Origin of the sequence: Citricoccus sp. NR2, from assembly GCF_027594385.1 — a bacterium.
GTDB lineage: Bacteria > Actinomycetota > Actinomycetes > Actinomycetales > Micrococcaceae > CmP2.
This window is the reverse complement of record NZ_CP115154.1, coordinates 1,920,832-1,939,587: the sequence shown is the minus strand read 5'-3', so window position 1 is coordinate 1,939,587 and position 18,756 is coordinate 1,920,832. Positions and strand designations below refer to the sequence as shown.

The following is an 18,756-nucleotide window of genomic DNA, read 5'->3' as shown; positions in this document are numbered from 1 at the left end:
TCCAACCCCCGTTCTCCACACATGTCGCCCCGGAGCATGGGGCGATCTGTGAAGAAGCATATCGGTTGCTGGCCGTGTTACGTGGATAACTCGGCCGAAATCTGGAGAGTCCTGACAACACCGGTATAGAGTCGAGTCCGAGAGATCACGACGTCGACCACTCGAGAGGCTCCGCGTTCATGAGCACACCACAGCCCCCCGAGGGCTCGGAACCCTCCAACCCCTACGTCGGCTCGCCGAACCCGTACGGTTCCCCGAATCCTTATGGCGTCACCCCGTCCCAGCCAAGCCAGCCCGGCGGCTATCAGGTGCCCCCGTACCAGCCGGTCGGAGCCTACCCCGGCCCCTACTCGGGTCAGCAGTCTGGCCACCATCCGGGTCAGCAGCCCGTATTTGTGCAGGCCTCCCGTCCCGGCACCATCCCCTTGCGCCCGCTGACGCTGTCGGATCTGCTCGAGGGTATCTTCGCCACGCTGCGACGCAACCCGGGGGCGGTACTCGGCATTTCCGCCGTCGCCGCCGTCGCCCAGGCCGCCGTCTACATGGTGGGTATCTACGCCCTGTTCTCCACGCTCGGTGAGAATATGATGACCCCGGGCATGGACGATCCCTCGGATGAGCAAATCTTTGATCTGCTGGCCACCATGGCAACCTGGGGAGGCACGAGCTTCGGCGGAATGATGGTGCTCTCCGTCTTCTTCACCCTGCTGGCCCAGGCTGTGCTCGGCATTGTGGCGGTGCGCTCCGCGGTGGGCGTGAAGACCACCTTCGGCCAGACGTTGCGGCTGATGCGTGGTTCCTGGGGCAAGTTGCTGCTGTTTATGTTGTTGTTGGCCGTCATCACCACCGTGATCATGGCCATTTTCGTGGGCCTGATCGTCTGGGCGGTGTTCTCCTGGCAGGATGCGAGCTTCGGCGTCGCCATCGTGACCATCCTGCTTTTCGGTTTCACCACCTTCATGATTGGCATCTGGCTGACCATCAAGTTCTGCTTGACCACCACGCTCATCGGGGTCGAGCAGATCGGCCCGCTGCGGGCCATGGGCCGGTCGTGGCGGCTCACCGGCGGTGCCTGGTGGCGGACCTTCGGCATCGTGTTGCTGGTGACCCTGATCCTCGGCATTGTCACCTCGGTGATCACCACACCACTGTCGATGATCTCTGTGATGTTCTTTGACGAGAACGCCTCCGCAGAAGAGATGGTCCAGCAAACCGCGCTGCTCACCGCGATCCAGACCGGCGTGTCGATCTTCGTCTCGATGTTCGCCCAGTGCCTGATCTCGATTCTGTACGGCCTGTTTTACGTCGACTACCGGATGCGGCGCGAGGGCTTCGACCGTGAACTGCTGGATATTGCCACCTCGGTGGGCGCGGAAACGGACGACCGCTTCTCCACCCGCCTCAACGCCCAGACCCTCGACAGCGCCGCTGATGACCTTGTTCCTGGCCGCCCGCGCAGCTGAGATCCCCTGGACGCCTGACCGGGACGAGGCGCGCCGCACCATTCTGCAGGAGCTCTCGCAGCAGGAGTATGCCGAGCAGCGCCCCAACCCCCTGGCCGAGTGGCTTGAGGCCGCCTGGCACGCCCTGGTCGGGTGGCTGACCGGGGTGGAAGGTGGCGCCGGACTGCCGGGTTGGCTGATCGTGGCGGCGGTGATCGTGCTGACGGTCGTGCTGTTGCTGTGGTTGCGTCCCCGATTCGGAGTACCTCGATCCGGCGATGACGACCGTGCGGGCGTGGTGGATGCCGCGCTGACCGCCGAGCAGTACCGAGAAGCCGGCGACACCGCGATCCGCGAGTCCCGAGCCTCGGATGCCGTACTCGCCTACTTCCGCGCCATCCTCCGGCAGGGACAGCACCGAGTACTGCTCCCCGAACGAGCCTCACTCACGGCGACCGGTGCCAGTGCCACCCTCGGCGAGGTGTTCCCCGAGCATCGTGCGCGACTGGACGAGTCCGCCAGCTGGTTCAACGACGTCGCCTATGGCCACCGTGGGGCTTCCATGGATCAGGCCCAGCGCCTGGCTGAGCTCGAGCGTGAACTGCGTGCGGCTTCACCGTCCCGACCCAGCTCGAGGCACACCCCTCGGCAGGTGGTGCCCCGATGACCACCTCCGCTGTCCCCTCGGTGGCCGATCTCTGGCGGACGCACCGCCGCACCGTGATGCTCGTGGCCGCACTGGTGGGGCTTTTCGCGATCACGGTGGCGGTGCTGTTCACCCGCCAGCCCGAGGATAACGCCGTACTCGGGGCGGACAATCCGGGGCCCACCGGCGGCCAGGCTGTGGCCCGAGTGGTTGCTGGCCACGGTGTCGACGTGCGCCCCGCATCCAGCCTGGATGAGGTGCGAGCGATACTCGAAGAAGACCCCGAGGCCCGCGTGCTGCTCTACGACGAGGGCATCCTCGAGTCCAGCCCGCAGCGCCTCGACGAGGTGGCCGAGACGGTGCCTGCGGAACAGCGGGTGCTGGTGGCTCCCACCGCCTCGATGGCCGAGGTACTGACCGAGGGCGTCGCCGTGGGCGAGTCACTCGACGACGTCGAGGCTAGCGCAGCCTGTGAGCTTCCCTTGGCCCGCGAGGCGGAGACCGTGACCGGCACCGGCGTGGAGCTGACCTGGGACGCTGAAAACTCCGATGCCACAGACGCGCACACCTGTTTCGAGACCGAGAAAGGGCACGCGCTGATCCAGGACCCTGCCGGGACCACCGTGATCGGGCTCTACGATATGTTTACCAACCGGGGAGTGTCCGAAGACGGCAACGCTGTGGTCGCGCTGTGGAGCGCGGCAGCCACCGACACCCTGATCTGGTACCTGCCCGGCATGGCCGATCTCTCTGTGGCGGGCGGCACCCCGAGCCCGGTGATGCCGGACTGGGTGCGCCCCGGAATGCTCTGGCTGCTGGTCATCGCTGTGGTCGGGATGGTCTGGGCGGGACGCCGGCACGGCCCCGTCGTCGTGGAACCGTTCCCCGCCCAGGTCTCGCCCCTGGAATCCAGTGTGGGCCGGGCCCGCCTCTACGAGCGAGGCAACCAGCAGACCGCCGCCTTGGACACCCTGCAGCGCGGCGCCCTGCTCCGCATGGCCCGCCTGCTGCGCACCCCGGACGATACGGATTCCGTGATCACCGAGACCGCCCGGGTACTGGGTCGGGATCGCACCGACGTCGAATCCGTCCTCGATCCGCGCCGCCGCCCCGAGAAACTCAGCCGGTCCGAGTTAGTGACCCGCTCCCGCCGTCTGCTCGCCCTGGAACGCGAGCTTGCCGCGTCCCTGACCCACCCCACGAAGGAGAATCGATGACCTCTGAGAACACCCTCCGAGACAAACTGCAGGCGGTGCGCACCGAGGTGGCGCGCGCCGTGGTGGGCCAGGACGCCGCGGTGACTTCCCTCCTGATCGGCCTGCTCTGCCGCGGCCACGTACTGCTCGAGGGCGTGCCCGGGGTGGCCAAGACCCTCCTGGTACGCTCCCTCTCCGCCGCCATTTCGTTGGAAACCCGCCGCGTGCAGTTCACCCCCGATCTGATGCCTGGTGACATCACCGGCTCGTTGGTCTACGACGCCCGCACCGGGGAGTTCGAGTTCCGCCGCGGCCCCGTGTTCACCCACCTAATGCTGGCCGACGAGATCAACCGCACGCCCCCGAAAACCCAGGCCGCGCTGCTGGAGGCCATGGAAGAGCGTCAGGTCTCCGCCGACGGGTCATCGCTCCCCTTGCCCGACCCGTTTATGGTGGCCGCCACCCAGAACCCGGTGGAATACGAGGGCACTTACCCGCTGCCCGAGGCGCAGCTGGACCGGTTCCTGCTCAAGGTCACCCTGAATCTGCCCGAGCGCGACCAGGAAATCGAGATCCTCACCCGTCACGCGGCCGGATTCTCCCCCTCCGACCTAGCGGCGGCCGGGGTCACCGCGGTGGCCAGCGCCGAAGACATTCAGCTCGCTCGCGCCCAAGCCGCGACGGTGCAGGCCAGCCCCGAGGTTCTCGGCTATATTGCCGACATCGCCCGGGCCACCCGCACCTCGCCGTCGTTCCAGCTCGGGGTCTCCCCGCGCGGCTCGACTGCCCTGCTCAATGCATCCAAGGCGTGGGCCTGGCTGTCCGGGCGGGACTACATCTCCCCCGATGACGTCCAAGCGCTGGTGCTGCCCTGCCTGCGCCACCGCGTTTCGCTGCGGCCCGAGGCCGAGATGGACGGCGTCACGGCCGACCAGGTGCTGACCTCGCTACTGTCCACCGTCCCGGTCCCCCGGTGATCTTGTGGTTCTTTCCCTGCGCTGTCTCGCCCTGAGCCTGCTCGGGATCATCCCGGTGCTGATCTGGCCCACCACCGCGACCGTGTGGTGGTGCGTCTTGACCCTGGTGGGGATCATCAGTCTCGATCTGCTGACGGCGGCCTCGCCCCGAGCGGTGAGCTTCACTCGCGAGATCGACTCCTCGGTGCGCTTGGACGAATCGGCACATTCAGCGCTGATCGTTCACCAGTTGGGACGACGACGCCTGCGCGGCTCCGTGCGCGACGGCTGGCAACCCACTGCCGGGGCGCACCCGGTACAGCAGAACCTCGACCTGCCGCCGGGCGAATCGCGCCGGCTCACCATGACCCTGACCCCCTCCCGTCGCGGAACGCTGAACACCCGCGTGGTGACGGTGCGCTCCTGGGGGCTGCTCGGTGTGGCCGGGCGCCAGGTCACCCACCCGGCACCGGGGCGGATCACAGTGCTACCGCCGTTCCGGTCCCGCAAGCACCTGCCTTCGCGGCTGGCCCGACTGCGCGAAATGGACGGGCGCTCCGCCATCCAGACCCGCGGTGCCGGCAATGAGTTTGATTCCCTGCGCGATTATGTGCGCGGCGACGACGTCCGCTCCATCGACTGGCGGGCTACCGCCCGGCGTCAGGACCTGGTGGTACGCACCTGGCGCCCGGAGCGCGACCGCCGGGTGGTGATCGTGGTCGATTCCTCCCGTACGGCTGCGGCCCGGGTGCAGAACGAAACCCGCTTCGACACCGGGATCGAAACCGCACTGTTGCTCGCAGCGCTGGCTCAGTCCGGCGGCGACCGGGTGGAGGTACTGGCCTTTGACCGCCAGGTACGCGCCCGGGCCTCGTCCACCACCAAGGGGTCGCTGCTGAACCATATGGTGACCGCCCTGGCTGATGTGGAGCCCCGGTTGTTGGCGGCAGATTGGACACAGGTGCCGGTCGAGGTGTCGCGGGTGGCCCGACAGCGCGCCCTGGTGGTGCTGGTGACCTCGCTCGACGCCGGCGCCCTGCAGGAGGGGTTGTTCCCGATCCTGCCGCAGCTCGCCCGCCATCACCAGGTGTTGGTCGCCTCGGTGGCCGACCCGGAGCTGGCCGAACTCAGCAACCAGATCGATGATCCCGGTTCGGCGTTCATGGCCGCGGCCGCTCAGCGATCCCAGCTCGACGAAGCCGGACTGGTGCAGATGCTGCGGCATGCCGGAGCCGACGTCGTACAGGCAGCCCCTACCCACCTGCCGACGGCGGTGGCCGACACCTATCTGCGGCTCAAAAGCGCTGGACGGCTCTAAATCTTACAACGGCTGGCTGGCCCGCTCGGCCACCTGCCGCACCCGGTCCAGCGCACGCGGCACCGCGGCTGTGCCAATGGCACCCTGACTGAGGTCCGGAGCGCTCACCCGCACCGCTTCCAGCAGTGCCGGGTCCAGTCCGAGTCGGTCCCAGCGCTGTTGCAGTGCCTGGGCTAGCCGTGCCGGGTCGACCCCGGGCCGCTGAGCCAGCTCGGACGGCACCATCAGGTCCGCCCCGTACCCGGATTCCACCAGCTCGGCGATGGTGTCCCATAGCGCCGGGTGCGTCCCGTCCTGCTCAATGCCAGCCCACGGAAGCCCCAGGCTCAGCCGCGGCGGCGTCTGATCCGCGAGTGTCTCCGGTGTCGGCAACGCCTCGATCAGAGTCCTGGTCAACATCTGGCTTGCCTGCCCGTCTTCACCAGCCCCTGCAGCATCCAAGGTTAGCCCGTCCTCGGCCAGTCTTGGACGGCAGAGTGCCGTGACTGCAGCACGCCAGTGTGTGCGCACTTCGGAGCGGTCCAGCGAGCGGACAGTGCGGTATCCGGAGGCGGTAGGAATCCTGCCAGTAAGTGCCCCGAGCGCCTCGGGTTCGGCCACCACCAGGTGCATCTTCGCCCCGGTGAGCCGGTGAATACGATCGAGCTGTGCAGCCACCCCGTCGGTCCAGGAGGCCATGATGTCGGCCCGGGCCCCGTGGTCACGCAGTGCTCGTTCCCCGCCGGGCAGCCACAACCGGGCCATCAGACTCACCGGTCCGAGCACCCGCAGTCCCAGCCGCGGCACGGAAATCCCCTGCTCCCCGGCAACATCAACGAAAGCATCTAGGCCCTGGCCGAACCACGAGGCGGCGCGGCGAGCGGGCACCGACTCGGCCGACACCAGTCGCCATCCATAGGGCTGACGGTCCACGGGTAGCTCGGTGAGCATCACAGCGCTCCGCCCGGTGGTATCAGAGCGTCCCTCTGCGTGAAGCTCGGGCAGCACGGGCAGGTGCGGGTCACGCAGTTCGCTAAGCATCCAGACGGCCGCGGCACGCGGGTCAGCGCCCGGGAGGCCGCCGTGGGCGGTGGCGGTGATCAGGTGGGTGCTCACTGGTGGTCGGCGGCGATCTTCTGGTGATGCCGGATCACTTCGGAGATGATGAAGTTGAGGAACTGTTCGGCGAAGTCCGGATCAAGTTCGGCGTCGGCGGCGAGGCGCTTGAGGCGTTGGATCTGCGCGGCTTCCCGGTTTGGATCCGAGGGCGGCAGTTCATGTTCGGCCTTAAGCCGTCCCACGCGCTGAGTGTATTTGAAGCGTTCTGCGAGCAGATAAACCAGGGTGGCGTCGATGTTGTCGATGCTGCCGCGGATGGCGTACAGCTCATCGAGTATAGCCGTATCCGTGGCCTCCGACAGTGACGTGGCCAGCGGATCGTAGGTCTCGGCATCACGGGGTTCGCTCATGAAACCCAGCATACCGATCCCCTAGGCGTGCGCGTCGGCGGTGCTCAACAATCGCTGCGCATTCACGGCGCGATCAATGGTCGACTGGCCCAGCACCCGGGTGCCCTGATACACGACGGCGGTCTGCCCCGGGGCCACCCCAGAGAGCGGCTCCTCCAGTTCCAGGTGCCAGGCCGGAATGGTCTCCCCGTGCTCGTCCTCGGTGGTGCCTACTCGGGCTCGCCCGGGCACCGGGTCGCCGTGAGCCCGCACCTGCACGTGGCAGTCGAACCATTCACCGGTGGCTTCCTCAGCCAGCGGCAGGCCGGCCCAGGAGGGGCGAATCCCGGTAATCCGGTCCACGTTCAGCAGAGCCTTCGGCCCGACCACCACGGTGTTGTCCTTGGGCCGAACCTCCAGCACGAAACGCGGCTTGCCGTCGGCGGCGGGCCGGCCGATGCCGAGTCCCTTGCGCTGGCCCACCGTGAAGGCGTGCGCGCCGGGATGGGTGCCCAGGGTGTTGCCCTCGGTGTCGAGAATCTCGCCTTCGCGCATCTCGATGCGCTCTTCGAGCCAGCCGCGGGTGTCCCCGTCGGGGATGAAGCAGATGTCATGCGAGTCCGGCTTGTTCGCCACCGTCAGCCCGCGCTCGGCCGCCTCAGCGCGTACTTCGTCCTTCGAGGGAGTGTCCGCCAGCGGGAACATGGAGTGCTCGAGCTGCTCGGCCGTCAACACGCCCAGCACATAAGACTGGTCCTTGGCCCAGTCGGCGGCGCGGTGCAGTTCCAGGTCCCCGGCATCGTTGCGCACCACCTTGGCGTAGTGGCCAGTGCACACGGCGTCAAAACCCAGCGCCAATGCTTTCTCCAGCAGCGCGGCAAACTTGATGCGCTCGTTGCAGCGCATACACGGATTCGGGGTGCGCCCGGCAGCATACTCGGCAATGAAATCGTCGACGACGTCGTCCTTGAACCGCTCGGAGAAGTCCCAGGTGTAGTACGGGATGCCGAGCTTTTCGCAGGCGCGCCAGGCGTCCCGCGAGTCCTCGATGGTGCAGCAGCCGCGTGATCCGGTGCGCAGCGTGCCCGGCATGCGCGACAGCGCCAGGTGCACGCCGACCACCTCGTGTCCGGCGTCGACGGCGCGTGCGGCGGCGACGGCTGAATCGACTCCTCCGCTCATGGCGGCCAGGACCTTCATGGTGTTTCCCTCCGTTGCCGTGAATTTCTGTTCAGCGGCTGCGATGACTGTTGGCGGTGCGGATGCGTGAGTCTTCCCCGGCCATACCGGCGCGGCGCGCCTGTTCGTAGACGGCGGGAAGAACGTCCAGCACATGGTCAACGTCCGCAGCGCTCGATGTATGCCCGAGGCTGAAACGTTGCGTGGATCGCGCCGTACTTTCGTCTGCTCCGGCGGCGATCAGCACATGCGAGGGCCGGGAGACTCCGGCCGTACACGCGGACCCGGTGGACGATTCTACCCCGGCCATGTCGAGTCCGAACAGCAGGGAATCCCCTTCGCAACCGGGGAAGCTCACGTGCACGTTACCCGGCAACCGACGCGTGCCCGGCGCCAATCGCTCCCCAGTCTCCGGATCGACATCCAGTTCACCCTGCACCTGGGCGTCCGGGATCGCGGTGCGGATTCCCTCGATCAGCCGGTCGCGTAGCCCCGCCAAACGCGCTCGCTCGGCCGGTAACTGTGAGCTGGCTTCCTCGGCGGCCGCCGCAAAAGCCGCGATCAACGGTCCAGGGATGGTGCCTGAGCGAATATCGCGCTCCTGCCCACCGCCGTGCAGCAGCGGGGTCACGGCGGCGTCGCGCCGGGTCACCAGGGCGCCGATGCCCACTGGGGCCCCGATTTTGTGCCCCGACACGGCCAGAGTCGTCGCGCCGACGGCGGCAAAGTCCAGGTCCAGAATCCCGAAGGCCTGCACCGCATCCACATGGAAGGGCACCTCCGCATCCCGACACCACTGCGCCAGCTGCGCTACCGGTTGCACCGTGCCGATCTCGTTGTTGGCCCACATCATCGTGGCTAGCGCAATCGTCTCTGGTGCGTCCGCGAGCGCGGCACGCCAAGCATCCTCGTCTACGCGCCCCGTGGCGGACACCGGAATGAATTCCAGTTCCGCGCCCTCGTGGGCTTCCAACCAGGTGACGGTATCTAACACGGCGTGATGCTCGATGCCGGTAAGCAGGATCCGCCGCCGGGCCGCCCCGTGCTGAGGATCCGCGCGTCGGGCCCACCACAGCCCCTTCAGCGCCAGATTGTCCGCTTCGGTTCCGCCAGCCGTGAAAATGATCTCCGAGGGGTGGGCCCCCAGTGTGGAGGCCAGCCGGTCCCGTGCATCTTCTACCGCCAGCTTGGCCCCGCGCCCCGAAGAATGCAACGCCGAAGCATTACCCCGGCGCACGGAGTGCTCGGCAAAGGCCTCCAGAGCCGTCGGGCGGGTCTCGGTGGTGGCTGCGTGATCAAGGTAGCTGCGGGGTCTCACCTTTCCAGTGTAGGCCGCTCCAGTGTAGGCCGCGGGCCCGTCGCACCGGCTCGCACCGCTAGACTGTTCCGCGTGGCAGATGCAGGCGAACACGACGGACGCACCCCGTATCAGGTGCTCGGCGTGCCCTCCGACGCCACTGAATCCGAATTGCGCTCCGCCTGGCGCCGCGCGGTACGCCGAACCCACCCCGACTACGGCGGCGACGTCGACGAATTTCATCAGGTCACCGTCGCCTGGGACGCCATCGGCTCCCCCGAGGCCCGCGCCGACTATGACCGTCGCGCCCGCCGCAACGGCTCCTCCGACACCGTCAACATCGCTGCCTCGTCCGCAGCCCGCAGCACCCCAGCTTCTTCATCCGCCCGATCCACCCCGCGTCGCCCCGCCACCGTCCGTTACGCTCCCCCGCTCAGCGTCGGCCCCCTCACCATCGGTGAGATCATCGTCGACGCCGAGATCGCCCACCGCCAGGTCCACGGCACCGCCCCAACCTCCGGGCTCTTCCAAGGCCGCCGCGCCGCCCGCCTGCAACGCGCCACCGTAGAACTGCTCCGCACTCAGGTCGCCCCGGCCCTGCCCGCCACCCGGATACTGCAGGGGCTGCGCATCCGCCACGGTGCGTTCTCCACGGTCCGCATCGACACCCTGGCGCTGTGCGGCGACCGCATCGCCGTGATCGCCGACGTCGAGGCCCCCGCCGACGCCTACCGCTGGACCGGTCCCGAGCTGCGCTCCGCCCGCCGCCGCATCGCCCTGCCTGACCTCGGCGAGCGCATCAGCGCGGTACAACGCCTTCTGCCCGACGTGCACGTCGGCGGTTTCGTCGTGGTCAGTTCCCGGGACGGCAACCCGCATGCGCCCTTGGTCGAACCAGACCTCAGCGCCTTCCAGAACACCGTGCTCACCGAGGCGCCCGGCAACCCGGTCACCTCCGCCCGCGCCGTGAAACTGTTCTTCGGCACCGGCTCCGCCTCCGACACCGTCGACCGCCAACGCCTGGGCCTCCTCCTCGGCACCCTTGACTGACCACACACCGGAAGGATGACTCCGTGACGCCCCCCGATACCAACGACTCACATACCTCCGCTACCTCCACCAATCCACACACCTGGGCGCAGCGCACCCCCGCTCCCCACACCCCCGGGCTGCGCATCCTCTTCCATACCCCGGAGATCCCCGGCAATACCGGCAACGCCATCCGCCTGGCCGCCATCACCGGCGCGGAATTGCACCTGGTCGAACCGCTCGGCTTCAACTTTGACGACTCCCACCTGCGCCGGGCCGGCCTGGACTATCACGACCTCGCCGTGGTCACGGTTCACCCGGATCTTCAGACTGCCTGGGCGGCACTCTCGCCCTCGCGGGTTTTCGCCTTCACCTCCCAGGGCTCCGTGCTCTACACCGAGGTCGCCTACCAGCCCGGCGACGTGTTGATGTTCGGCCGAGAATCCACGGGACTCGACGACGACGTGCTCGACGACCCCCACGTCACGGCCCAGGTCCGCCTGCCGATGCAGCCGGGACGCCGTTCACTGAATCTGGCCAATGCCGCCTCCATTGCCGTGTTCGAGGCCTGGCGCCAACACGGCTTCACCGGCGACGGCGGGGCCTGACACGCCGACCCCCCAGCGTGGCGGGCTGCTGTCAGCACCCAAGGTTCTAAGCTGGAAGGACCATGGTTAATGACACCCCGGGCGTCGCCCGACTCCTGCAGCTCACCGGCGAATCGGAACAAGCAGCCTTCGCCGCGCTCTACGATGCCACGGCCCCACGCGTGTACGGCCTGGCCCGCACCGTCTTCGCCTCGGAAGACCACGCCGCCAGCGCCACCTCGGCCGCCTACCAGCAGGTCTGGGAGCAGGCACCGCACTTCCAATACTCCTTCGGCCCCGAGCACTCGGATGAAGCAGCGCGGAATCGCACCGTCGCCGCCTGGGTGGAGACCCTCAGCCATGAGACCTTCGTCGAGCTTGCCGCTTCCGGGAACTACGGCGAACGTTCCGCACCCGGGGCCGTGCTCGACGCCACCGCCGACCTGCCCGAACTCGCCTCCCTCACCGACGCCCAGCGTCACGCCCTCGGCTTAACCTGGGCCGGGGCCCGGTCCTACCGCGAGGTCTCCGAACAGCTCAACGTCGGGGTGCCCACCCTGAAGTCCCGGTTGCGCGACGCCGTGCAGCGACTGAACTCCACCTACCGCATCAAGCTCTCCGGGCAGAACGTCGAGCACAGCGATGACCCACTCCTGGCTCGCCCCGTCACCCCCGACGTCGCGGCCCGTACCGGCCAGGCGCCCAGTTTCAGCGAGAGCATCGAGGCCGACCTCCAGAACGGGCTGCTCACCGAGCTGGCCCCGCTGAAAGCCCTGGACGCGATCACCTCCGCCGAGTCCATCGCCCTGGACTCTCACGCCACCGGACAAGGCACCGGTGCCATCGAATCCTGGCGGGAACGAGTCAACCTCACCGAGCGCACCATCACCTGGGCGTTCCGGGGGCTCGCCGCCGAACCGCCGTCCTGGCTGCTGGACGAGATCTTGGCCCAGCTGCCGGAGCAGAACGTCGGCATGGGGTTCATGGAAGACTTCGAAGAGGAAGACGTCGCCGATCAGCCCCGTTCGCCCTGGGCCCGCTGGCTGTTCCTCGGCCTCGGAGCCATCCTGGTCATCGCCCTCGTCCTGGCCGTGGTTCGCATGGCTGTGGGGTCTAACCCAGTGGCCACGGTGGACGGCGCCGACGATCTTTTCGCCACCGACGTCATCGAAATGACCGGCGGCGGCACCGTGCAGGGCAACGTGTCCGAGTCCGAGGACCTCGGCTACCTGTCCTTCGAGGAGGTCCCGGCTCTGCCCGAAGATCAGCGCTACCAGGTCTGGCTCTACCAAGAGGCCGGCGGTTCGCCTCGCTCTCTGGGCCTGTACACGGCCGAAGAGCTCCTCGACGACGACGCCACCATCCGCAATGTCAGCGATTACGCCCAGGCGTGGGTGAGCATCGAGCCGGCCAGCGGGTCCGAAGCCCCAACCTCCGAAACCCAGGCGCAGATTCCGCTGCGCCCGCAGGTCAGCCAGGGTCCCCAGTACGGCGGCACCGGCTAAGACCCAGAGCCGTCATCGCCGACGGTTACCCATCGACGTGGTGGGGCCGGGGTTGCTCGTGTCCCGTCGTGGTACGCCAACGACCTCGATCTTCTCGAGGCCGCCCCTATCCTCATGAGGCTCAATCATGCCCGAGAATCATGCCCCGGACGGCGGCATACCAAGCCAGTAGCAAGCAACGCGGAATCTTGCGCAAGAACTTTTTCAATACATCCTTGACGCCCCATCAGAATTCACGAGTCTGCAGTTCACCGCTCGCTACGCGGGAGACTTTGCACAATCGTCCCTCCTCGGATTCTGCTCAGATGGAAGTGAGGGGTGGAAGGGGATTCGTCCGCCAGAAAGAAATCTGGACGTTGCCACCGACCGGCTGCGTCAAGCAATGTACCGTCCGGGCACCGGTACCTGGTTTGGGATCATCATGACTATTTCCCGCGAGGGCAAAGTGTCCATGGACTTCAACTACGACAACGAACCTGACTTCGGCCGAGAAGTCCATGCAGGCAGCTTTGTCGCCGACCAGAAACAATTCCCTCGAGACGCCGAGCACACCCCCGAATGGCTCGCGCGCAAACTACATGAAGGTCGACTTAATCCGCCAGCAGACAAGTCGTAGCGAGGCCTAGAACCCAGAGATAGTATCCGCGGCGTTGACCTCCACCAGGTGGAACGCTTCACCAAAACGGCCATCGTCCGGGTGCAGCGCTTCCATGGCTTTCAGCACGAACCTCCGCATCGCCGTCGGGTCCGGGTGCTGTGAGGCGTGTTCATTCAGAGCGCTGATCTTCCGCTGAGCCGTTCCCGTCACGTCCACGGTCACGTTCGTCCGCGAAGCCGGTCCACCCATGAGCATCAGCCAGCGCAGCTTGAACGCTTCCAGCCCGGCCTCGACCAGCTCAGGGTAGGCGAAGGGGTTCTCTACCGCCGGGTAGGAGGCCCGCACGACCGCCTCGCCGCAAGCCAGGTGGTCTGGGTGCGAACGCTGGAGACGGGACCAATCACGTTCCGGGTGCGAGGTCAGCACCAGCTCGGGGCGCACCTCGCGCATCAACCGGACGATCTCGCGCATCACCTCATGGGTGACCTGGACGTCCCCGTCTTTGAAATCGAAGAACTCCACGCGCTCCACACCCACCTGGTGGGCTGCTTGGCGCTGTTCTTCCTGGCGGATCGACACCATCGATTCGCGCTGCGTCGGATCGAAGCCGCCGGCGTCTCCCCCGGTGAGCACCGCATACACCACGTTCACTCCGGCCGAGGTCAGCCCAGCTAGCGTCGCGGCGGCGCCAAAATCAAGATCATCAGGGTGGGCGGCAATCGCCAGCACCGTTTTCAACTTCAGCTCACTGACCAGCTGCACGGGGGTCAGGATCGGCGCCGAGGTCAACTGCTCGACATCATGACGGCCCGAGGAAGGCATGGGAACGGCAGCGTCGGTAGCGGGGGTGGTGATGTTAACGGGGATGCGCACCCCTTCACTCTAAGGGGTGCGCATTCCAGGGTCGGCGCGTATCGCGCCGGGCTGAACGAGACGATTACGACTGGTCGGCTCCGTCGCCGAGTGTCACCTCGATCTCTTCTTCTTCATCGTCACGGATCACTGTCAGAATCGCGGTGCCGCCGGCCGGGTACTCACGGATGGTGGCGGTGAGGGCCGATGCGTCACCCACGGCACGGCCGTCCACGCCGGTAATCAAATCGCCCTCTTGGATGCCCGCCTCTTCCGCGGGGGATCCCTCGACCACGTTTTGCACGCGTGCGCCTGCCGAGAAGCTCGAAGCACCCGACATCTGACCAGACACCGACTCCGCTTCTTCGCCGCCCTGGGGTTGGGCCGGTTCAGGGGTGACCTGCACACCAAGCATGGCGTGGGTGGCTTCGCCGTTGGCAATGATCTCATCGGCAATGCGTTGAGCGTAGTCCACGGGGATCGCGAAGCCCACTCCGATGTTTCCGGAGGAATCACTGGTGCCGCTGGACCCGGCCGAGGCGATCGCCACGTTGATGCCGATCAGTCGTCCCTGGTTATCGAGCAGGGCGCCGCCCGAGTTGCCTGGGTTGATGGCCGCATCCGACTGAATAACGTTGATGTAGATCGATCCCTGAGAGCTCTGTTGCTGCAAGCCAGGCACCCGGAACTCAAATTCGCTGCCGCCGCCCTGGCCGCCTTCGCCTTCGGATTCTTGAGAATCCGGTACCGCCGACGATGCCACGGAGATCGTCCGGTCAAGTTGCGAAACAATGCCGTCCGTCACCGTGCCGGACAATCCCAGGGGTGCACCGATCGCGATCGTCTGATCTCCCACGTTCAAATCCGAAGATGACCCCATTTCGATAGGCTGAAGATCATCTGCGTTGATTTGCACGACGGCAAGATCAGACAGCGGATCGGTACCAACAATCTCAGCGGAGTACACGTTGCCGTCCGAGGTCTGCACGCTGATCGATGGATCGGCGACCGCCCCGCCCAAGGTCACCACGTGGGTGTTGGTGAGAATGTGTCCTTCTTCATCCAAGATGACCCCGGAGCCCGAGCCGGCGCTCTGACCGGAAGAAACGGAAAGAGTCACAACCGAGGGCGACGCCTTCGCTGCTGCCTGGGTCACCACGGTGGCATCCTCGGAGCGGTTGACCTCAATACCGGTGCCGGTGCTGCTGGATCCCTGCTGTTCTACCTGATTGCTGTTCTGAGCGGTGATGGCCGCCGAGATTCCCGCGGCAGATCCTCCGCCAATGAGTCCGGCCACCAGGGTGCAAGCGATCAGGGTTCCCATGCCGAATCGACGCTGACGAGGAGCCTGCTCTTTCTGCTCCGCCGCGTTCGCATCCTGAGCCTTCTGAGTGGGGATCGTCTGGGTCGCGCTCAGTGGCGGCTGGGTCGGCCGCTCGGGGACCGGTCCCGGAAGCGGCTGGGTCTGATCGGATGAATCATCCTCGGGTCTCTGGTACGACATCATCGTGTCCTTTCACGTGGTCACACATCGTCTTCACGCTGAATCGTGCATCATCGACCTGTGCGCAGTGCTTGAGATTTCTGGACGTTCCCTCGAAGTTACCTCGATGCTTTACGTCGAGCGCTTTGCGACCGTGCGTCTTGTCGCCGACAAGTCATAGACTCAAGCCATGCATGCTATCTCCTCGTTGCTCTCCGTTCCCACACGATGGCTCAGCTGTGCGGCACTTTCCGCTGGAATACTCGGCTTAGGAGTCAGCTCGGCTGCGGCGACGCCACCGATAGATCTGGAGCCCGGCCAATTCGTTGCAGATTCCGCCTCAGCCCTGAGCGAAGAGGAGCGCTCCGAGATCGATGCGGGGCTTTCTGAGTTGCTCAGTGAGCACGCCCAACGCCTCACCTTGATCTTCGTGGACGAGTTCACCGATACGTCTGGAACCGCCATGGATCCCGGTGCATGGGTGGATGCGGTCGGCGAACAGAACGTGATGGGAGCCCAAGACACGATCTTCGCGGTCGCGACCGAAGCACGCGAATACAACTTCACCTCGGGCAACTCCACCATCGAATCGGTGCAGGATGACATCGAGCAGGATTATCTGATTCCGGCGTTGAACGATTTCCAATCGTCAGGGTGGGGCTCCGTGGGCCTGAGCGCCATCGAAGCCGTGGCAGATGCCGCAGATGGTTCGGTGTCCGGCTCGGCGGTCTCTGGCGGTTCGGTGGTGCCGTGGTTGGGCGCCGCCGCGGTGGTGGCTGGCGTCGGCGGTGCCGCGTGGTTCATCACCCAGCGTCGCACCAAGAACCGATTCGGTCATTCCTCACCGCATGGTGCCGCTGGCGCCGCGCCCGGCGGGAACCACCGCTCCGTCTCCCCAACTGAGCCCGAGGATCCCCTGGACCGGCTGAGCATCGAAGAACTTCGCGCTGAAGCGGATTCCATGCTCATAGCTGCCGACGACGCGATCCGCGGCTCCGAGCAGGAAATGGGCTTCGCCATGGCCGCCTATGGGGAAGACTCCGTGACCACATTCAAAGAGGACATTGCTGAAGCCAAAAAGCACATGATGGCGTCCTTCCGGCTACAAAATCAGCTCGATGACGAAATTCCGGACACCGAGGAAGAACAGCGCCGCTGGCTCAAAGAAATCATTTCCCGGTGCAACGATGTCGACGAATCGCTCTCGGCCCACCAGGACGAGTTCGATGAACTGCGTTCCCTGGAGACCAAAGCTCCAGCAGCCGTAGCAGAACTGCGCGAGGACGCAGAGAAACTCACACAACCCGTGGCCGAGGCGGAAAGCACCTTGGCGAAGCTTAAGGAGTCCTACACGCCCGAGGCTCTGGCCGAAGTCACCTCAAACGTTGAGGACGCCAAAGAACGACTCGAATTCGTGACCACCGTGCTCAACAAAGCCGAGGAGGCACTGGCCGAAGGCGACACCTCCACCGCGGCACTGGCCGTGCGTGCTGTTGAGGACGCCGAGGAACAGGTGCGCACCCTGACCGCCGCGATCGCCAAAACCGGCCCCCGGCTGGATCAGATGATGAGTAATGTCCACCAGGGCGTTCAGCAATGTGAGCAGGACCTTGCCGAGGCACAGGCGCTGCTGAAGCAGGGCGCACACAGCGAACTGGCCGGCCCCGTTGCGCGCATGCAGCAGGTACTGCAGGATGTGGAAGCCGCAATGCAACAGCCGCTCAAGGACCCTGCGTCCTTGTTGCGTGAGCTTGAAGAAGCTCATCGTAGCCTCGATGCTCCACTGGACCGGGTTCGTGATCGTCGCGATCAAACTCGGCGTGCCGAACAAGCACTCCAGCAGGCGCTCCATCAGGCACAAGCCAAGATCGAAGGCACCCAAGAGTTCATCTCGGCTCGCCGAGGTGGCATTGGCTCCGCCGCTAGATCCAAACTTGCCGAAGCAGATCGCACTCTTCACGAAGCCACCCAGCACGCCAGCGCTGACCCGATTCAGGCACTGAACTTGGCCAACCGGGCCAGCCAGTTGGCAGACCGCGCCAGCCAGCTCGCGCAGAACGACGTCAGCGGCTGGAATAACAACAACCAGGTCGGTGGCGGCAGCAATGGTATCGGAGGCGCCATTCTGGGAGGCATCCTGATTGATTCGATGCTCCGAGGCTCACGTTCCGGGTACCGCGGTTCGTCCTGGGGCGGTCGCAGCTCCGGCGGATTCGGCGGATTCGGCGGCGGTGGACGTGGACGTTCCGGTGGTTTCGGCGGTGGCGGACGCTCCGGAGGCTTTGGTGGCGGCGGACGTGGACGCTCCGGCCGCTTCTAATCGGGCTCAAACTCTCGCACCACGACTCAGTCTAAGACAGAATAAGAACGGATCGTCTCGCTCTCACGCGGGACGTTGCACCGTAATCGCAACGGAAGGTAGACACGATGTCTAAGCAGTCCATTTTCGCCCGAGTGTCCACGCTGGCACGAGCCAACATCAACGCCATGCTGGATAAGGCCGAGGATCCGCAGAAGATGCTCGACCAGATGGTCCGGGACTACACGAACAGCATCTCGGAGGCCGAAACAGCCGTGGCACAAACCATCGGCAACCTCCGCATGGTGCAGGACGACTATCAGGAAGACATCGAAACCGCTCAGAGCTGGGGTCAGAAGGCACTGGCTGCCTCGCAGCGTGCCGATTCGTTCCGTTCCGAAGGCGACACCGCGTCGGCTGACAAGTTCGACAATCTGGCCAAGGTGGCTCTGGAGCGCCAGATGCAGGCCGAAAGCTCGGCCAAATCTGCTCAGCCGACTATCCAGTCCCAGCAGGAGATCGTCGACAAGCTGAAGACCGGTCTCGAGCAGATGAAGAAGAAGCGCTCGGAGCTGGTCTCCAAGCGCGATGAACTGGTGGCACGCGCTAAGTCTGCTCAGGCCCAGGCCACCGTGCACGACGCCATCAAGTCGATCGACATCCTGGATCCGTCATCTGAGGTAAACCGCTTCGAGGAGAAGGTGCGCCGCGAAGAGGCACGCGTCCGCGGTATGAATGAGCTGTCCGCCTCGTCGCTGGACTCGCAGTTTGAAGCACTCGAGGATCTGGGCGAGAAGACCGAGGTTGAGGCCCGTCTCGCCGCACTGAAGGCCGGCGGCGCTTCCTCGCGTCCAGCCATCGAGGATGCTTCCGAGGAAGAGCTCTTCGAGTCTCTAGAAACCGAGAAGGATCAGGCTAAGTCCTGATCTCACTCGCCACTAT

General features: G+C 65.8%; 17 protein-coding genes. 11 read left to right on the top strand and 6 right to left on the bottom strand.

Annotation, left to right across the window (positions count from 1 at the left end; translation table 11 throughout):
* The first annotated feature begins 179 nt into the window (after nucleotides 1–179).
* The 5 genes from O1A05_RS09155 to O1A05_RS09135 are packed head-to-tail and all read left to right on the top strand — an operon-like array spanning nucleotide 180 to nucleotide 5,558.
* The gene (locus O1A05_RS09155; protein WP_270104910.1) at nucleotides 180–1,463 is read left to right on the top strand and encodes a glycerophosphoryl diester phosphodiesterase membrane domain-containing protein; all 1,284 of its coding nucleotides are present in this window, start codon (nucleotides 180–182) and stop codon (nucleotides 1,461–1,463) included.
* Complete coding sequence (locus tag O1A05_RS09150; protein ID WP_270104909.1) at nucleotides 1,432–2,109, top strand: DUF4129 domain-containing protein; 678 nt, start codon at nucleotides 1,432–1,434, stop codon at nucleotides 2,107–2,109. The genes O1A05_RS09155 and O1A05_RS09150 overlap by 32 nt, the downstream gene beginning before the upstream one ends.
* On the top strand, nucleotides 2,106–3,305 hold the full coding sequence (locus tag O1A05_RS09145; protein ID WP_270104908.1) for a DUF4350 domain-containing protein: 1,200 nt from the start codon (nucleotides 2,106–2,108) through the stop codon (nucleotides 3,303–3,305). The genes O1A05_RS09150 and O1A05_RS09145 overlap by 4 nt, the downstream gene beginning before the upstream one ends.
* Nucleotides 3,302–4,261 carry an AAA family ATPase gene (locus O1A05_RS09140; RefSeq protein ID WP_270104907.1) on the top strand — a complete coding sequence of 320 codons (960 nt, stop codon included), beginning with the start codon at nucleotides 3,302–3,304 and terminating at the stop codon, nucleotides 4,259–4,261. The genes O1A05_RS09145 and O1A05_RS09140 overlap by 4 nt, the downstream gene beginning before the upstream one ends.
* Before the next feature lie 4 nt (nucleotides 4,262–4,265).
* The gene (locus tag O1A05_RS09135; protein ID WP_270104906.1) at nucleotides 4,266–5,558 is read left to right on the top strand and encodes a DUF58 domain-containing protein; all 1,293 of its coding nucleotides are present in this window, start codon (nucleotides 4,266–4,268) and stop codon (nucleotides 5,556–5,558) included.
* A 3-nt stretch (nucleotides 5,559–5,561) separates the two neighbouring features.
* Here the strand turns inward: O1A05_RS09135 and O1A05_RS09130 are convergent, their stop codons facing one another.
* From O1A05_RS09130 to O1A05_RS09115, 4 genes are read right to left on the bottom strand one after another with little or no spacing between them, the layout of a single operon-like run.
* The gene (locus O1A05_RS09130) at nucleotides 5,562–6,653 is read right to left on the bottom strand and encodes a hypothetical protein (RefSeq protein ID WP_270104905.1); all 1,092 of its coding nucleotides are present in this window, start codon (nucleotides 6,651–6,653) and stop codon (nucleotides 5,562–5,564) included.
* Nucleotides 6,650–7,006, bottom strand: a complete 357-nt coding sequence (locus O1A05_RS09125) for a chorismate mutase (protein ID WP_270104904.1) — start codon at nucleotides 7,004–7,006, stop codon at nucleotides 6,650–6,652. The genes O1A05_RS09130 and O1A05_RS09125 overlap by 4 nt, the downstream gene beginning before the upstream one ends.
* Before the next feature lie 21 nt (nucleotides 7,007–7,027).
* Complete coding sequence (gene mnmA / locus O1A05_RS09120) at nucleotides 7,028–8,185, bottom strand: tRNA 2-thiouridine(34) synthase MnmA (RefSeq protein WP_270104903.1); 1,158 nt, start codon at nucleotides 8,183–8,185, stop codon at nucleotides 7,028–7,030.
* 31 nt (nucleotides 8,186–8,216) lie between these two features.
* Nucleotides 8,217–9,482, bottom strand: coding sequence for a cysteine desulfurase family protein (locus O1A05_RS09115; protein ID WP_270104902.1), 1,266 nt, complete (start codon nucleotides 9,480–9,482; stop codon nucleotides 8,217–8,219).
* A gap of 72 nt (nucleotides 9,483–9,554) precedes the next feature.
* On the opposite strand from O1A05_RS09115, the gene O1A05_RS09110 reads away from it, so the two are divergent.
* The 4 genes from O1A05_RS09110 to O1A05_RS09095 all read left to right on the top strand — a co-directional run bounded on the left by O1A05_RS09110 (nucleotide 9,555) and on the right by O1A05_RS09095 (nucleotide 13,198).
* Nucleotides 9,555–10,511, top strand: coding sequence for a J domain-containing protein (locus O1A05_RS09110; RefSeq protein ID WP_270104901.1), 957 nt, complete (start codon nucleotides 9,555–9,557; stop codon nucleotides 10,509–10,511).
* A 119-nt stretch (nucleotides 10,512–10,630) separates the two neighbouring features.
* Nucleotides 10,631–11,098, top strand: a complete 468-nt coding sequence (locus tag O1A05_RS09105; protein ID WP_270107542.1) for a tRNA (cytidine(34)-2'-O)-methyltransferase — start codon at nucleotides 10,631–10,633, stop codon at nucleotides 11,096–11,098.
* A gap of 62 nt (nucleotides 11,099–11,160) precedes the next feature.
* Complete coding sequence (locus O1A05_RS09100; protein WP_270104900.1) at nucleotides 11,161–12,582, top strand: anti-sigma factor domain-containing protein; 1,422 nt, start codon at nucleotides 11,161–11,163, stop codon at nucleotides 12,580–12,582.
* A 421-nt stretch (nucleotides 12,583–13,003) separates the two neighbouring features.
* Nucleotides 13,004–13,198: a hypothetical protein gene (locus tag O1A05_RS09095; RefSeq protein WP_270104899.1), complete on the top strand. Its 195-nt coding sequence runs from the start codon at nucleotides 13,004–13,006 to the stop codon at nucleotides 13,196–13,198.
* Nucleotides 13,199–13,204: 6 nt separating this feature from the next.
* On the opposite strand, the gene O1A05_RS09090 is transcribed toward O1A05_RS09095, so the two are convergent.
* Nucleotides 13,205–14,053: a PIG-L deacetylase family protein gene (locus O1A05_RS09090; protein WP_270104898.1), complete on the bottom strand. Its 849-nt coding sequence runs from the start codon at nucleotides 14,051–14,053 to the stop codon at nucleotides 13,205–13,207.
* Nucleotides 14,054–14,117: 64 nt separating this feature from the next.
* Entirely contained in the window at nucleotides 14,118–15,539 is a 1,422-nt protein-coding gene (locus O1A05_RS09085) for a S1C family serine protease (protein ID WP_270104897.1), read from the bottom strand.
* Between the two features lie 166 nt (nucleotides 15,540–15,705).
* On the opposite strand from O1A05_RS09085, the gene O1A05_RS09080 reads away from it, so the two are divergent.
* Together O1A05_RS09080 and O1A05_RS09075 are read left to right on the top strand one after the other, a co-directional pair.
* Nucleotides 15,706–17,835, top strand: a complete 2,130-nt coding sequence (locus tag O1A05_RS09080; RefSeq protein WP_270104896.1) for a TPM domain-containing protein — start codon at nucleotides 15,706–15,708, stop codon at nucleotides 17,833–17,835.
* 107 nt (nucleotides 17,836–17,942) lie between these two features.
* Complete coding sequence (locus tag O1A05_RS09075; protein ID WP_270104895.1) at nucleotides 17,943–18,740, top strand: PspA/IM30 family protein; 798 nt, start codon at nucleotides 17,943–17,945, stop codon at nucleotides 18,738–18,740.
* The last annotated feature ends 16 nt before the right edge of the window (nucleotides 18,741–18,756 follow it).